Annotated in this window: 16 protein-coding genes; 6 read left to right on the top strand and 10 right to left on the bottom strand. The window is 49.1% G+C overall.

Annotated features, from left to right (window positions below; all coding sequences use genetic code 11):
* Window positions 1–13: 13 nt before the first annotated feature.
* From prmC to rho, 4 genes are all read right to left on the bottom strand, one after another.
* Window positions 14–892, bottom strand: coding sequence for a peptide chain release factor N(5)-glutamine methyltransferase (prmC, locus tag ACWHYD_RS03240; protein ID WP_447964487.1), 879 nt, complete (start codon window positions 890–892; stop codon window positions 14–16).
* A gap of 69 nt (window positions 893–961) precedes the next feature.
* A complete protein-coding gene (gene prfA, locus ACWHYD_RS03235) occupies window positions 962–2,041 on the bottom strand; it encodes a peptide chain release factor 1 (protein ID WP_447964486.1) in 1,080 nt (359 codons plus the stop codon).
* Window positions 2,042–2,309: 268 nt separating this feature from the next.
* Entirely contained in the window at window positions 2,310–2,531 is a 222-nt protein-coding gene (gene rpmE / locus ACWHYD_RS03230) for a 50S ribosomal protein L31 (RefSeq protein WP_447964485.1), read from the bottom strand.
* Between the two features lie 76 nt (window positions 2,532–2,607).
* The gene (rho, locus tag ACWHYD_RS03225) at window positions 2,608–3,858 is read right to left on the bottom strand and encodes a transcription termination factor Rho (protein ID WP_342348406.1); all 1,251 of its coding nucleotides are present in this window, start codon (window positions 3,856–3,858) and stop codon (window positions 2,608–2,610) included.
* Between the two features lie 507 nt (window positions 3,859–4,365).
* On the opposite strand from rho, the gene ACWHYD_RS03220 reads away from it, so the two are divergent.
* Both ACWHYD_RS03220 and ACWHYD_RS03215 read left to right on the top strand, forming a co-directional pair.
* Window positions 4,366–4,782 (top strand): DUF2203 domain-containing protein, encoded by a 417-nt coding sequence (locus tag ACWHYD_RS03220; protein ID WP_447964484.1) that lies wholly within the window; start codon window positions 4,366–4,368, stop codon window positions 4,780–4,782.
* Between the two features lie 172 nt (window positions 4,783–4,954).
* Window positions 4,955–5,254: a YciI family protein gene (locus tag ACWHYD_RS03215; RefSeq protein ID WP_447964483.1), complete on the top strand. Its 300-nt coding sequence runs from the start codon at window positions 4,955–4,957 to the stop codon at window positions 5,252–5,254.
* A gap of 40 nt (window positions 5,255–5,294) precedes the next feature.
* On the opposite strand, the gene ACWHYD_RS03210 is transcribed toward ACWHYD_RS03215, so the two are convergent.
* Window positions 5,295–5,780: an EVE domain-containing protein gene (locus ACWHYD_RS03210; protein WP_447965818.1), complete on the bottom strand. Its 486-nt coding sequence runs from the start codon at window positions 5,778–5,780 to the stop codon at window positions 5,295–5,297.
* 159 nt (window positions 5,781–5,939) lie between these two features.
* Here ACWHYD_RS03210 and ACWHYD_RS03205 point away from each other — a divergent pair, with 159 nt between their 5' ends.
* The 3 genes from ACWHYD_RS03205 to ACWHYD_RS03195 all read left to right on the top strand — a co-directional run bounded on the left by ACWHYD_RS03205 (window position 5,940) and on the right by ACWHYD_RS03195 (window position 8,937).
* Window positions 5,940–6,380 (top strand): PGPGW domain-containing protein, encoded by a 441-nt coding sequence (locus tag ACWHYD_RS03205; protein ID WP_447964482.1) that lies wholly within the window; start codon window positions 5,940–5,942, stop codon window positions 6,378–6,380.
* A gap of 73 nt (window positions 6,381–6,453) precedes the next feature.
* A complete protein-coding gene (locus tag ACWHYD_RS03200; protein WP_447964481.1) occupies window positions 6,454–8,403 on the top strand; it encodes a carbon starvation CstA family protein in 1,950 nt (649 codons plus the stop codon).
* A gap of 36 nt (window positions 8,404–8,439) precedes the next feature.
* Window positions 8,440–8,937 carry a YajQ family cyclic di-GMP-binding protein gene (locus tag ACWHYD_RS03195; protein WP_447964480.1) on the top strand — a complete coding sequence of 166 codons (498 nt, stop codon included), beginning with the start codon at window positions 8,440–8,442 and terminating at the stop codon, window positions 8,935–8,937.
* Here the strand turns inward: ACWHYD_RS03195 and ACWHYD_RS03190 are convergent.
* The gene (locus ACWHYD_RS03190) at window positions 8,928–9,695 is read right to left on the bottom strand and encodes a hypothetical protein (RefSeq protein ID WP_447964479.1); all 768 of its coding nucleotides are present in this window, start codon (window positions 9,693–9,695) and stop codon (window positions 8,928–8,930) included. The two genes, ACWHYD_RS03195 and ACWHYD_RS03190, sit on opposite strands and share 10 nt — an antisense overlap.
* Window positions 9,668–10,435, bottom strand: a complete 768-nt coding sequence (locus ACWHYD_RS03185; protein WP_447964478.1) for a hypothetical protein — start codon at window positions 10,433–10,435, stop codon at window positions 9,668–9,670. Before ACWHYD_RS03185 ends, ACWHYD_RS03190 begins: the two co-directional genes overlap by 28 nt.
* Window positions 10,436–10,811: 376 nt before the next feature.
* Between ACWHYD_RS03185 and ACWHYD_RS03180 the strand changes: the two genes are divergently transcribed.
* On the top strand, window positions 10,812–11,927 hold the full coding sequence (locus ACWHYD_RS03180; protein WP_447964477.1) for a hypothetical protein: 1,116 nt from the start codon (window positions 10,812–10,814) through the stop codon (window positions 11,925–11,927).
* Window positions 11,928–12,862: 935 nt separating this feature from the next.
* On the opposite strand, the gene ACWHYD_RS03175 is transcribed toward ACWHYD_RS03180, so the two are convergent.
* The 3 genes from ACWHYD_RS03175 to ACWHYD_RS03165 all read right to left on the bottom strand — a co-directional run bounded on the left by ACWHYD_RS03175 (window position 12,863) and on the right by ACWHYD_RS03165 (window position 15,539).
* Window positions 12,863–14,365, bottom strand: coding sequence for an alginate export family protein (locus ACWHYD_RS03175; RefSeq protein ID WP_447964476.1), 1,503 nt, complete (start codon window positions 14,363–14,365; stop codon window positions 12,863–12,865).
* A gap of 492 nt (window positions 14,366–14,857) precedes the next feature.
* On the bottom strand, window positions 14,858–15,145 hold the full coding sequence (tatA, locus tag ACWHYD_RS03170; protein ID WP_447964475.1) for a twin-arginine translocase TatA/TatE family subunit: 288 nt from the start codon (window positions 15,143–15,145) through the stop codon (window positions 14,858–14,860).
* A 118-nt stretch (window positions 15,146–15,263) separates the two neighbouring features.
* Complete coding sequence (locus tag ACWHYD_RS03165; RefSeq protein ID WP_447964474.1) at window positions 15,264–15,539, bottom strand: twin-arginine translocase TatA/TatE family subunit; 276 nt, start codon at window positions 15,537–15,539, stop codon at window positions 15,264–15,266.
* Window positions 15,540–15,750 lie beyond the last annotated feature (211 nt).

The following is a 15,750-nucleotide window of genomic DNA, read 5'->3' as shown; positions in this document are numbered from 1 at the left end:
CAATATTCCGTGTCTACACAAGACGCTGTTGCACGCACACCACTCGTGGAATGCCTTGGGAATCCGGCCGGACCTTTACCGTCTTAAACGCATTCGTGAGTGAAGGATCCCGGCACAGAAGGTCAGCCTGGCCGACTCCCACTTCCATGAGGATAAACCCCTTTGAGGAGACAAGTCCCGGCGATTCATCCAATAGCCGCCGGTACACATCGAGCCCATCCGGCCCTCCATCCAACGCCAGCCGTGGTTCAAAATCTTTGACATCCGGAGAAAGGTGTTCCCATTCCGCATGGGAGATATACGGCAGGTTAGCAATAATGGCGGTCACTTTACCTGCTAAATTTCTGGATAACAAGTGGGAAAGGAGGTCACCGGCCACCCACAGGATTCGTTGCGAAACCCCATGGCGCGCGGCATTTATCTGCGCAAGATGCAGCGCCGTGACTGACCTGTCTGATGCAATAATCATTGCGCCAGGAAGGTGGATCGCCAGACTGATCGCCAAACATCCGGAACCCGTCCCGACATCAAGAATCACCGGCCGCGCGTCACCACCCAGAAGCCCAAGAGCCTCCTCCACCAGCAATTCTGTCTCCGGTCTTGGAATGAGCACCCCTGGTTGTACGAGAAAATCCAACCCACAAAAATCTTGGGTTCCCAATACATATTGAAGTGGCTCATGTAACGCACGGCGCTGAAATAAGGCCACAGCCCGCTGACAAACATCCGCCTCTACGGGAGTATCTGGATTCGCATGCAGTTGCAGTCGCGTAATGCCAAGGGCATCCTCAAGAATCCACAGGGCTTCATGGCGGGCATTGGCAATCCCCGCTTGAGTCAGCGTCTCAACCGCACCACGATATAACTGGGAGTAGGAAGTGAAGGTGGGCATCTGAGCCTCAAAAAGCGCACATGCGTTGAACAGGTGAAGGAGAGGGATCGGGTGGTTACACGAAAGGCATCATTGGGCTTTGAGGCCCGCGATTAACCCATCAAGATCGCCTTCCATTACCCGATCCAATTTGTGCAACGTCAGCCCAATTCGATGGTCGGTCACGCGATTTTGTGGAAAATTATACGTGCGGATTTTCTCGCTCCGCTCCCCTGTCCCGACTTGGGAACGGCGTTGTTCCGCAATGGAGGCTTCTTGTTTTTCTCGCTCGGCATCGCCAATTCGCGTCCGAAGGGTTCTCATGGCCTTTGTACGATTTTTTAGCTGTGATCGCTCGTCCTGACAAGTTACCACGACCCCCGTCGGGATATGAGTGATCCGGATCGCGGAATAGGTCGTATTGACACTCTGTCCACCAGCCCCTGATGAACAGTAGGTGTCAATCCGTAAATCCTTCGGATCAATGTGCACTTCCACTTCTTCAACCTCTGGCATCACCGCTACCGTGGCCGTGGACGTATGAATTCGTCCATTCGCCTCTGTCGTGGGAACCCGCTGCACTCGATGCACCCCACTTTCATACTTGAAATTCCCAAAGGCTCCCTTGCCTTCAACCAGCAATACCGCCTCTTTGACCCCTCCAAGACCCGTTTCCTGAAATTCCATCAATTCAACTCGTAACCCCTTTGCTTCGGCAAACTTCGTGTACATACGAAGAAGATCGCCGGCAAAAAGTGCCGCCTCACTCCCCCCAGTTCCAGCGCGAATTTCAATGAACGAATTTTTATTATCCCCTTCATCCGCCGGGCAAAGTAACTCAATGACCTGAGCCTCCATGGCTTCGCGTTGACTTTCCAGACTCTGCAATTCTTCGCCCGCCAAGCGACGCATGTCGGGATCCAATTGCAGATCTTCCGTCATCAGCCGAGCCTGAGCAATCTCCTCGACAACCCGTCTGTATCCACCGAATAACTGCGCAATGGGCTCAAGCTCCGCCCGCTCTTTATTGAGCGCAACCAGAAGGGTCGATTGAGACAGGATAGCCGGATCCGATAACTGATCGTTGAGGGTGTCATACTTATTCGCAATGGCCTCCCATTTGCTAAATAATCCGCCCTCTTTCAGCTCTGCTTTAGTAACTGCTGACATATACGTAGCTTAACAGGAAATCAGATTACCCAACAGGTCTCTTTCCTGAACAACCGTGACCGCCATCCTCATGCGAACATTTTCCTGTCAATGGTGGGATTATATCGAGGAACCCTTGTCAGCATTTTGGTGCACCCATGCTGAAATACCCCGTCTTGTCGACCGCAGATGGAGAAATAAGGGCAGACAGGGCTCCTTCAATACCCTGCACGGACGTTATCCCCTCCAGGATTGTAAAGGCAGGACAATGGAGAAGAGGAAAAAGGCTTTATGCTTTGGCTTTGGGCTTCGTCAATTTGGCGTATTTTTTATTGAAACGTTCTACCCGTCCTTCAGCATCCACAATTTTTTGGGTGCCCGTGAAAAACGGATGACAACTGGAACAGATATCGACCTTCAAGTCTCCCACGGTCGTCCGAGTTTGATAGGTCATACCACATGCACAACTCACATTTGCAAACTCATAAGCCGGATGAATGCCCTTTTTCATACTACCTCCTTCAACGCCATCCCTCGATTCAAAATCTCAATCTTCAAAAGCCTCAACACGAGGCCCCTATTGTGAATTATCGATTCATAGATTGCAAGAACTCATTATTGCTCTTGGTTCCCCCGATTTTGTCCATGAGAAACTCCATCGCCTCCATGGTCCCGAGAGGACTTAATACCTTTCTAAGAATCCACATTTTGTTCAGGCGGTCGCGATCAACCAGTAACTCTTCTTTCCTCGTGCCGGATTGACTGATATCGATGGCAGGGAAAAGCCGTTTATCCGCCAAACGACGATCCAAATGCACTTCCATATTGCCCGTGCCCTTAAACTCTTCAAAAATGACATCGTCCATTCGACTTCCGGTATCAACCAATGCTGTGGCCAGAATCGTCAAACTTCCACCAAATTCGATATTTCTGGCGGCACCAAAAAACCGTTTAGGCCGTTGAAGGGCATTGGAATCCAAACCACCTGATAACACCTTTCCACTGGGAGGAGAAATCGTATTGTAAGCACGTGCCAATCGAGTCACACTATCTAATAGAATGACCACATCCCGTTTATGTTCAACCAACCTCTTGGCTTTTTCCATGACAATTTCTGCCACTTGGGCATGGCGCTGGGGCGGCTCATCAAACGTGGAGCTAATCACTTCGGCGGCCTTGACCTGGCGCTGCCAGTCAGTGACTTCTTCAGGTCGTTCATCGATCAGGAGAACAATTAAAACAATTTCCGGATGATTCGCAATAATGGAACGCGCCACAGCCTGTAAGAGCATGGTCTTTCCCGTCCGGGGAGCCGCCACGATTAATCCTCGTTGTCCTTTGCCAATTGGCGTCGTGAGCTCCATCACTCTGGTGCAATATTCTTCAGGATCAAATTCCAGGTTAATCCGTTCTTCAGGATAGAGCGGCGTGAGATTATCGAACAAAATTTTATCCCGCTGCACCTCAGGCTCGTCATAATTAATTTTTTCGACTTTCAAGAGCGCAAAATACCGTTCTCCGTCCTTCGGCGGACGAATCTGGCCTGAGACAATATCACCCGTTCGCAAATTAAATCGTCGAATTTGAGAAGGGGAAATATAAATATCATCGGGTCCTGGCAGGTAGTTGGAATCCGGTGCTCTGAGAAATCCAAATCCATCGGATAGAGTCTCTAGGACTCCCTCCCCGAATATGACTCCGTTCTTGTCGCTTTGCCCCTGAAGAATAGAGAAAATCAGCTCTTGCTTACGCAAATTTGGCGCACCATCTATTTTTAAGTCGCGCGCGATTTCATTTAATTCTCCAATGGACTTTTGCTTCAATTCGGCAAGATACATTAGGTTACTCCATTCATTGGCCGGAAGGGTTTTCTCGTGGGCTTAGCCTGTTACGAGGGGTGGAAAGAATACGAACATTCTCATAATGGTTGTGCGCTGCAAATTTTGGCGATCCCCGAAAAGGGAACCACTCCTGACTTAATTAAAATAAAAGATTTAGACCGCTGTTGTGTGTTTAGGAAGAATGTTTAGAGAAACTGAAGAACCACACTTGTCAAAACCACCCGTGTTGTCCTATCTACGATTTGAAATATTACGTGAAGTCCGAGAAGTTAATTGGCGGAAATGGATGTTGCTATCAATTGGGCAGGTCTTAAGTAATTATTTATCTCACTCTTGAATGTCTTGTCAATAGGTTCCTTTCGGAAGTTACGACAAGAAACTCAAATTTTTACCCGGACCACTTATGGAAAATTCACCATCTTCTCTCATGGTTGGCACCCTTCTTCTTATTATGGTAAACCATCATGATGGTAATTGAAAGTCAACAAGGAAGGGTCCTCTCCCATGTCTGATTCAGGTTTTCCCTTTTCCAGTGAACGGATTTTCACCCTCTCTGAAGCCAATGGATTGATCCCCGAGCTGGAACAATTTTGGGGCAACATTAAAGCGGGGCGACAAATACTTGTGGACACGAGGGAAGAAGTCAAAAAAGCAAGCGCAAAAGCGTCATTGGGGGGAGGAACCGTCGTGGGTGTCCAATATATCAAAGGGTTACAAGACATCAATGGCAGCCTGCATGCCATTCAAGAACTCGGGGTAGTGATCAAAGACGTCGAAATTGGATTATGTGATTTCCCGTTTCTCCTTAATGACCGCCTGGTATTTTTATGTTGGAAATCCGGAGAAGAACAGGTTCGCTGGTGGCACGACATCGACAGCGGATATGGAAACAGACAACCCATTGAAGACCAAAATCCATAGACCTGCCCCGCATTCGCCTATTCGTTTCAAGTCCATTATCCAGACCACCAGATCTTCTTCCGACGAAAAATAACCATACGATTGCCTTCTGAAAATGATGAAACCCTCATGGCCCTTGCCTTGTAAAGGGGAGGCAATTCATGCGGCTTCGGTAAAGAAACGAGGAAAAAGAATGAAATTCGTGATTCTAGGAAAAGATGGTCCCGAGGGGTCCCAAAAACGCCCACTTTATCGAGACGCCCACCTCAAACGGCTTGAAGCATGGGCACAACAAGGCAAAATTATTTTGGCTGGTCCTCTGACCGATAAAATGGGAAGCCTAATCGTCGTTGAGTCAGAATCACTCGAAGAAGTCCAAGAGTTTGCTAAGAATGACCCCTATACCCTTTTTGGTGTTTTTCAGGAAGTCACCGTTCACCCTTTTTTACAGGTATTTCCCACAGCGAATCATTCACCAAAACCAGGAAAATAGAGGAAGAATTCAGAAAAAACCTTGTAAAAACCCTGAGTAGCTACCTTTTGGTAGGCTCGGTCTTTTTCGAAACAAAATCCAATACTCGTTGCCATTCATCCGGACGCACTGGTTGAACCGAGAGCCTGGAACCTTTACGAAGAAGTTCCATGTTCCCTAGTCCTTTAATGGCTCGCAACTGATCCAAAGGCAAGGCCTGAGGAAACTTTTTCACGAACCGCACATCCACAAGAAACCAACGGGGTGATTCCAGGGTACTGCGCGGATCGAAATATCGGCTCCTTGAATCGAATGCAAATGAATCTGGATAAGCGGCCTTAACCACTTCAATGATTCCGACTATGGCTGGTGGGTCCGTATTGCTATGGTAAAAAAATCCTAAATCTCCAACATTCATGGATTTCAGGAAATTTCTAGCCTGGTAATTACGTACACCTTCCCAACATGTGGTCTGCCGTGGAGATTTAACAAGATCATCAATGGAAAATGTTGTCGGCTCTGATTTGAACAACCAATACTGTGACATCATGTCTCACTCATGGTTTTGAAAACCACAAACACCCAATTGAATTAATACAAATACCATTGAGCAATTATAAAGTGTATATTTTTCCGAGTACAACCGACTCTTATCTGATGCATCTACCGTAGGATTGCTTAATATGTATGAAAAATGGTTCCAACAATGATTGATCAAATAATTCAGTATGCCGAAACTTGGGTTCCCCGTGAAATCTGGATCGGCATGATCACCTTTTCTTTCATTGCCTTTGTAGGAACCCTCATTGCAATCCCTGCCATATTAATTCGCCTTCCACCGGATTACTTCGATAATCATGGCCATCGCAAGTGGTTTGCCAATCATCATCCCATAATTCGCACCCTTGGGTTGATGGTGAAAAACGGCCTGGGACTCATTTTTCTGGTAGCTGGAATCGCCATGCTGGTTTTACCAGGACAAGGAATCCTCACAATGGTCCTGGGAATCTTGTTTCTGGATTTTCCAGGAAAACACCGGGTCGAACAAAAACTCATTCGGCAACCACAGATTCTCAACGCCATCAACTCCCTGCGAAAAAAAGCAGGCAAACTCCCGTTTGTGTTTCATGAAAAATCACCGACCTAATCACATGTCGACCTGAACACCTCTCCGTCGCCACCCGTTTACACCCTTTTCTCCCATTGCTAGGATGCCCCGCATGTCATTGTGGAATAAGATCGGATGGCTAGGAATCGCCGGACTTTGTGCCGTGGGATTCGGCCATGTGGTGGGCATTATCAATCCTCACGAAAAAGTTAACGGGTTGTGGCTCGTGGTCGCTGCCTCATGTTTTTATGTGTTGGCCTATCGGTTCTATGGCCGGTTTTTAGCGCAGCGAGTCATGAACCTGGATGACCGTCGCCGGACACCTGCGCACAGACTGGAAGACGGCACCAACTTTTATCCTGCCAACAAATACATTCTCTTCGGCCATCATTTTGCGGCCATCGCCGGAGCGGGCCCGTTACTCGGTCCGGTCTTGGCAGCACAATTTGGCTTTCTCCCGGGGTTTTTATGGATTGTCATCGGTGCGGTTCTGGCAGGCGCGGTCCAGGATTTTATTATTCTCGTGGCCTCCATGCGGCGAAATGGTCGTTCACTTCCGGAAATCGCCCATGCTGAATTGGGTCCCATTACCGGCCTGGCCACAGCCATTGCCGTGCTTTTCATCGTGGTCGTCGCCCTGGCCGGGTTAGGACTGGCTGTGGTGAACGCGCTTTACCACAATGCCTGGGGCACCTTTACCATCATCATGACCATTCCCATTGCCGTGTTCATGGGACTGTACCTTCAAAAGTTTCGCCAGGGGCAGGTGGGGGAAATGACCCTCATCGGATTAGGGCTGTTAGTGCTGGCCATTATCGTCGGCCGAACCGTGGCCCAATCAGATTGGGCAGAATGGTTCCTCTGGGATCGCACGACGCTCACCTGGAGTCTCGCGGCTTATGGGTTTCTTGCATCAGTCCTCCCCGTCTGGATTTTATTAGTCCCGCGAGATTATCTCTCAACATTTATGAAATTAGGTGTGATCGCCCTTTTGGCCGTCGGCGTCATTGTGCTCGCCCCCACCATTGAGATGCCTCGCACCACCATTTTTGTGGCCGGCAATGGACCAATCATTCCTGGAACCTTATTTCCTTTTCTCTTTATCACCATTGCCTGTGGGGCTATTTCCGGATTTCATTCCCTGGTCTCTTCAGGGACCACGCCCAAGCTGATTAGTCTGGAATCTCAGGCAGTTGTCGGGTATGGCGCCATGCTCCTGGAAAGCTTTGTCGGCGTGATTGCGCTCATTGCCGCCTGTCTCCTGATTCCCGGCGACTATCTCGCCATCAACACCAACCTTTCAGCTGAAACCCTGGAGACCATGGGATTTCCGACCGCCCACATTAAGGAACTCTCCACCCTTGTTGAAGTCGATGTATCTGGCCGTCCCGGAGGTGCCGTGTCCTTAGCTGTTGGCATGGCCTCGATTTTTTCCAGCTTGCCGGGAATGTCCGGGCTCATGGCTTACTGGTATCAATTTGCCCTCTTATTCGAAGCCCTGTTCATTTTGACCACGATTGATGCTGGCACCCGAGTCGCACGATACCTGGTTCAAGAATTAGGGGGACGAGTCTATGCTCCGCTCAAACAGATCAATTGGTGGCCAGGGGTATTGGGCGCCAGTCTATTCGTCGTTGGAGCGTGGGGATATCTCATTGGCACCGGATCCATTGCGACCATCTGGCCCATGTTCGGGGCGGCCAATCAATTACTCGGCATGCTTGCGCTTTGTATTGCCACAACCGTCCTCATCAAGATGAACAAAACATCCTATCTGTGGGTGACCGTGATCCCGATGGTGTTTGTTGGAGTGATCACGCTGGCCGGATGCTATGAACTCCTGGTGATCTTTATCAGTCGGGCGCTCTCAGCCGATGGGTCGCAAAGCCTGACCATGTCCATCAATGCCTCACTCGTCGGCTTAGTGGCCATACTTGCACTCATTGTTCTCACGGACAGCGCCAGAAAATGGTATGGCTATCTTGTGCACAAACAGCCATTGAATAGCACTGAAGTCATTGAAGGCGAAGGCATTCAACTTCCCGCAGGACGGTGCTGTTAAACCAAGGACCTGCAACCATAACTTGTAAGGAGGCTTATGGCAGACAACTATTCCTTCGACGTCATTTCCCGAATCGACATGCAGGAAATGAAAAATGTGGTAGATCAAACCGAAAAAGAAGTCGGGCAACGCTTTGATTTCAAAGGATCAAAAACCGAGCTCACGTTAAAAGAGAAAGATAACCAATTGGTAGTGATCTCCGATGATGACTACAAACTCAACGCGGTCTTGGATATCCTCAAAGGCAAATGCGTCAAACGCAATGTCTCGTTGAAAGGCCTGACGTATGGGAAAGTGGAAGAAGCGCTAGGGGGAACCGTCCGCCAAACCATTACCATTCAAAGCGGGCTTCCCGAAGAAAAAGCCAAAGCCATCACCAAATCGATCAAAGAAGCCAAATTCAAGGCTCAGGGACAAATTCAAGGGGAACAGGTCAGGGTGCAAAGCAAAAGCAAAGACGAGCTGCAAGCGGTTATGAAGCATCTGAAAGAGCAGGATTTCGGACTCGATTTGCAATTCGAAAACTATCGGTAAAACCTGTCCGCGCTTTCGGTAAAACCTGTCCGCGCTTTCTTTTCGATCTGACAAGCCGACCCCAATGAAGCAAGTGCCCGGTCCAGAGCATGTTGAGCCGCTTGAGCCCTCAAAATGTCACGGGCGTCTATTGGGGTAGGACGATTTGACCCAATTGGCACATCCAATTGTTCCAAGCTGTCGGTCCCCCGCCCCACTGTCCGGAAGACCATGTGGAAATCCGATACATGGAGGATTCCTACCTCAGCCAGCGATAAATTTTCTACGACAGTTCCACTCATGAGTGTCATCATCGTGGCTTGCCCAATTTTTTCAGGGCCGGCCTGCTCCCGACTTGAAAACACGACTACGATTTCATAGGGAACGTGTAAGCGTTGTCCTTGGACTTTCAGTTCTTGAGCAAGGTTAACCGGATTGGATAAGGGTGGAACGACCACTATCTCATGAAAAACACATTGCTGCTTAAGAAATTTCTCCGTGCGTCGGGTGAGAATTTCAAGATACTCAGAAATGATCGCCGGAGCGGCGTTCTGCCCCGTGGCATCGGAATACACTACCAACCCGATTCTTGACTGTTGCCTCCACTCATTATTCTGAAATGGACGCTCCCCGTGCGCAAAGGCATCTTCTCCGAGAAGATCAATCATCCGGGGTGGGGGACCTGACCCACATCCCACCAGAATAGAAGTCACCAGACAAATGAACCCTATTCTGACAAGAATCATCGTGATCAGGAATTCGCCTGATCCTTTTTCCATAAGATTTCTAAGTGCATCACGGCCTGGGCAATGGCATCCTGCCCGGAAACCCAGCGAAGAGTCTCATACTCCTCACTCTCTGAATTGGGGTAAATAGGTGGTTGATTCTGATACCTACGGACAACGGGATAGACATTAGATTCAAGCGGAACATTTAATCGTTCAAGGGAGGCCCAAGCTTGACCGTCCGTAGAGACCAACGATCGGCCGGTTTGGCCATCAAGCAAGGCTAATTCCACCCGGGCGTAATTTTCGGCCCGATAGCCTGGGAGCCCCATACTTCGCAGCCCCCCACCTTGGTTGCCCTGCAACGGAAGATGGGCAAATACTTCCCACTCTGAACTGGACAACACCGCCAAGAGAAGGTAAGGAGCGTTCTGCTCCTTTGCCAATTGAATGAATTGGTCAACAGAGCCATTGGGCTTTGAATCCTCAGGATATACGACGGAAGTGATTTGAATCGGCACTTGTTTTTGAATTTCCGTTTTCAGATGTTCCCCGAGATTCTCCAGCGTCCCACGGCGAAGCACGGGAGCCGATTTTTCAAATCCCGAATCGTTCAGAACCACCAAGATACTGGTCACGCCTTCGGCTGGAATCGCCGTTTTTGTCACGCTTCCTTCCTGAGCGGAGGATTGAGGGAGATAAGCCCCCAGACGCTTTGGGGTATTGTCCAACGAACATCCAAAAGAAGAAACCGAACACAGCAACCCGACAATCAACCAGATGTGACGCCACATGGTGAAGCCTCCAACGGTTAAGGTAACATTTGTAATAACTATTAATTGTCTTCTCCCGGATCAGGAATCGTCAAGAACAAGAAAGTGAGAAACCCAATAGGTGTTGTTTCGAAGAACAACAAAGAGAGCGAGACGCAAGGCGGATTCCAGAATTCATCGGTCCCTCTCTGGATCATTTCTGTTAGGCGGAGAGAAGTCCATTGCCCACGGTCTCTTTGTTTCTCCGTCTTTCCCAAAGCCTGTTATCCGGAAATTATATTAGTTGGTTCTTTTCAATTAAAACCCGTCTCGGATTTCAATCAACGGGAAAGACCGCCTACGAGTAAAATTCAGGATCTTGTTGCCATCTTTCAAGATCTTGGGGTAGGGTAGATCTGTGTGCCCAATCATAAATAAAATCTTTCAATACAGCCTATTAGCTGTTTTATTGTCCCTCCTTTTCGCCTGCGACAAAGTTTCCATTCCCCGTTTGACTTTCGACGATCGTGCAGAACCAAGAATTCCTTTCCCGATTACCTATGCATTCTCGCCCGACCTCGTGAACCATACCCAGACGGTGGATGCGTGCGGGTTGCCCTATACGATTCCGGTAGGTGAGATCATCACCAGAACCTTTCTCAAAGTTGGCCAAGAGCGCTTCAACGGAGTCAGGGCCGAACCTCCGGTTGGGGATGCCCAAGGCGCTCCTCCCGATGGCTATCGAGTAATCGTAGATCTCAATCAATTTCTTTTTGATCCAGTAACCTTAATGGCAACAGAACCCCGGTACGATGCCTTTGTGGATCTGAAACTTCTTGTTGTCTATGAAGATCCCAAAGGCACCGCCCTGGCTCAAACTCCCTTGTCCTACCACGAGAAGGTCAGCATGTGGGTTCCCGCCCTCTCCAGCTCAGCCAGCTCATGCGCCACACAGCAAATTGATGGAACAGTGGAAGATGCCACCGAAGCGCTAGCCAAGGAAATGGTAAGCGTAATGCCTCGCTTGGGGCAGGTATTGTCCCCGGTTTCCACCAATCCATACCCCAATGCCGAACCGTCAGGTACCACACCATCTTCTCCCCTTCCTATGCAGAATCCTGCCCAAACAGCTACGCCTCCCAAACCTGCCATAAGCCCTTCCGTCCAATTCCGAACCAAACTGGTCGATGCCAACCGGAATCTCATTTTGGAAGGAGGCGAGGCGGTGATCCTGTTAATCGAAACCACGAATGTCAGCGGATCAACGATTCCTTCCGCCTACGTGGAGCTGCGCGGCACACCCATGCTCGTCGAAGCCTTCAAACGTGTGGCTCCTATTCCTATGCCGATCGGGGAATTGAAAGCCGGCGAGAAACGAACAGCTGAAATTCGAGGGCGCATCGGGGAAGTCAAGGAATCCCTTAAAGGAGAGCTGATCATCGGGATTATTCTATCCGAAGGCCTGCCACCCGGAACCCATACCATTCTGACTGAGATCCAACCAAGGTCTTTATTAAAAAGACCTACCCGGTAAGATCCCTCACCCCTATAAATAGCATTCCACTATAACGCAGAAGCTTATTGGGAAAGGTGGTACAGAGACGAGGGAAACCTTTTGCATAAAAATCCTACACACATGGGTATCAAAAAACCTGAAACTTCAGCCTTGGGTCTGGATCAACAGCATTCGCCCCTAAAGATAGTCAGGGAGAGGGCTGAATGCCAGTGACTGGCGAGGCAACTGCCAACACAAATGTTGTTCGGCGCTCGGCATACCATTTGGCAACTCAACCAGAACGAAAACATCCCTGACTTACGCTGGCGGTATCTGTCGAGGGGGATGAATTGGTCTGGCCAATACCCGGCCTAAGCTCAATGCTATTGCGCATCGCTTGAAAACTGGAGGAGAACATGTCAGGACTGGGGGAGCCCATTGGAGGTGTTTATACAACTGCGCCATCAATCAGTCGCTGCACTTGGAACTTGAATCCGCCGATTTAACTCCGAAATGAACAGAGGGATCATTGAATAAAATCGAATTATTGTTTGCATAGATGTATCGATTGAAGTCCTGGGGGTTGCCTGGATTTGGTATGAACACATCCGCTGAGATAAACCGAACGAGGGTGCGTCGTAGTTGCGAGCTTCATAAAAGTAGAGTCCCATGCTTTCATCCAATTCCTTGTCCGTATATTTGCAGGCCACATTGTCGTTGCCCGTATTGGCGAATCTATTCCCGTAGAAAATGCAACCAAGTTTTTCCTACACCCCCCAGACATACATTTAAGGAGGATTAACCAAAGTAGAAACCGAATCAGGGATGATGAATTCAGGCCGGAGATTCATTGGAAAAGCAGAAAAAAAGGCCATCCGAAGCAAATAGCCCCGACAGAAAAAAGCCCGGCTGGATTAATCCAGCCGGGCTTTTCAGGATAACGGGGAGGGTTAAGTCCCCTAAGATAAGGATGATTAGAAATTGATCCAGAGCTGAGTGTAGCCCCAGTTCTGATCGGCGGTGCCAAATCCATTCTTCTTCAAGTAATCGCCGGTAAAGAAGTGGCCGTAACCCACTTGCCATCCCACTTTATTGTTTTGGAAGAACAAGGTGTACACCACGTCAATTTCACCACCGAGAGACTTTTCTTTGTTGTTGGCAGGAGTGTTAAAGAAGGTGGCCTGAGAAGCCGTGTACCAGTTGTCCTTCTCGTTCGCCAATCGCATGATATGCCCGGCAATTTCGAAATGGCTTTCTGCAGTCGGACGCAATTGCAAATTTCCGCCATAGGTCAACATATTCTGCCAGGACATTAAGTCCATGTACCCGAAGTGAATGTGGTTCGTCGGGAACAATTGGCTGAACGTATGTCCACCATTCTTAGGATCGCTACCGGTCGCATAGTTGATTTCCGCTCCGATACGGGGTTGCATGGGAACCGGTAAGGTAATACCACCATCCAAATGCCCCGCCAACGCATTAATTCGCGTTTGGCTGGCCTGTCCTGGGACCCCTAACTCTCCGAACTGCCAATACCCTTCACCGGTGGCATCAAACATGCCCTGCTTGAACGCGACACGACCACCGACCGTGCTTCGTTGTTGATTGGATTGCTGACCACCCACTGGGCCCGTGGCCGTTCCTCCAACGGATGTCCCCGGCCCACCAGTGGTCGAACCACCATCTTCATAAATATAGGCAGGCTCTATGGCTACCGAACCAAATTTCATCGGCATTCTCACAAATAAGATATCCCCATCACCCTTCGAGGCCTTGCCATTCGTGCATCCACCGGCATTCGGAACGCAGTTGCCTTCCGCCACGCGCAACCAACCCAATTCCACAGGGAATTGCGCATGGTTATACCGCATGGTCACCCCGTCAAATGCAAACCCGACGTTGTTCCAATCGAATGTACCGAAGATCCGATGATCGCCCCAGGCCAGTAACTGTCGACCGGCCTTCAATGTTAAATTCGGAAGCACGAAGTTTCTGACCATCATATATCCTTGACGGAGAAACAGATCGGTTGCGGTACTACCTGGATTACCTGCACCGGTTATATTTCCGGCGGGATTGTTGCCAGATGGGCTATCACTCCCCCAATTATTTGAAACCTGGGGCTGCAGGAAGAATACGACATCGGGAGAGACATCATAGTTGAATCCTAAGCGGATTAATTGACTGGAGAAAAATGCGTTGCTATCCCCATTGTTACTAAAATTTCCGTTTGTTCTGAACTCTGGTCTCACACGCATGTCACCGGAAAGTGTTAACTTGCTGGCATCGAATACGCCCTTAGGTGGATCAAATGCGGTGTAGGGCACTAAATCGGGAATGGCCCGCGGGATTGCCGCGACATCGGTGCTTTTGTCGGTCGCCGGAGTCGTCTTGGCGGCCAACCCTGGCGCTGCAGACATTGCCACAATCAACGCCGCTGCTGTCAACCTGGTAAAGGTTTGGTAAAAAGTCCTCATTGCACTCCTCCTGTTGGTGAAAAACCCCTGGACTCAAGCGCCAACATTCTGTACCCCAGATTTTTTTCAGAACTGTTGGACTCTCTCATCCGCTTCCTTCTTGACTGCGTAATATTTGCCGTCTCAAGCACTAGGATGCCTTCTGCAATCAAACAGTTCCCTATTCTAGGACTCCTCGATTTTGTTCCTGTTTGCCATTTAGATGCCAAGTCTCCTTATTTGTTGTAAATCATTAAAAAGCAATGTCTTTTACATAACTTTCTTCATGATTTTATTTCTTTGCCCTATCGCTTGAATGCTACGATAGTTGCAAAAGCACAACACGACAGAAGATAGCTGTAGACCCGCCCGCAGTACGTACGATGAACAGTCTGATGACCGTCCGGAAGGAATTCGTGATGACACGAGAGAAATTCTAATAGCTGCAATAATGCCTGAGTACCAACCAACGACTTAGCAATCAACTCCTTCATGGAGCCGCACCTAACCGGGCTATCCCATTTTAGACCCACCGGGCTCTGTGGCTTGTTCTGTCGCCCCTTTGATCTCTTCTTCGGCTTCTTTGATTGACGATTCTAAATCTTGTTCGACCGATTTGAATTCCTGCGTAATCATATTGATCTCCGGCTCAACAGATTGCCGAAGATCTTCAGTGGTTTCTTTAAACCCTTTGACCGCTTTCCCGATCTGCTTGCCAATTTCGGGTAATTCCTTGGGACCAAATAGCATGAACGCGATGACCAGGATGATCAAAACCTCCATCGCTCCTAAGCCAAACATCTTCCCACTCCTCTATGGTCTGCCCGCTAAATGTATACCTTGAGCGTTGATCAGGATTTGGTTCCTGTTGTCTGTCCCGTCGGTGGGCGGTCTTCACCGTATCAGTCTCACCCGAGAATTAACTCTGTTTGGATTGCGTAGATTCCGTTGGCTGCGGCACCCCTTGCGCCTGTGGCGGAGGGGGAACCTCTGCTGTCTGGTGTTGGCTCGGCAGTTGTTCAGGTTGGGGTGGTGGGACCTGTCCACCTTCGCCTTGCTCATTAGGCGTCACGTCCATGGCATCCGCTTCGGCCACAGACTTTTTAAAGCCCTTTATCGCTTTGCCTAAGCCCTCACCAAGCTGCGGTATTTTTCCTGCACCGAAAATAATGAGCACAATGATGAGGATGAGCATAAGCTCCATCCATCCAAACGATCCAAACACAGCAACCTCGTCTTATGGTAAAAGAGTGTCTACGTTATTAGAAAAATCCGCCGCAGTATACACAACACATTTAAAAAAATCTACCTGATTGCAAATTTCCTGCATCCGCCATTATTTTTTTTCCGATTGGGGATATGCCTTCACAGTATCCACTCCCGCGCGGACAGTCTTTCAACTCCAC

Source organism: Nitrospira sp. Ecomares 2.1 (assembly GCF_965152585.1).
The sequence above is the reverse complement of the archived record's forward strand: the minus strand, read 5'-3'. Positions and strand labels throughout refer to the sequence as shown.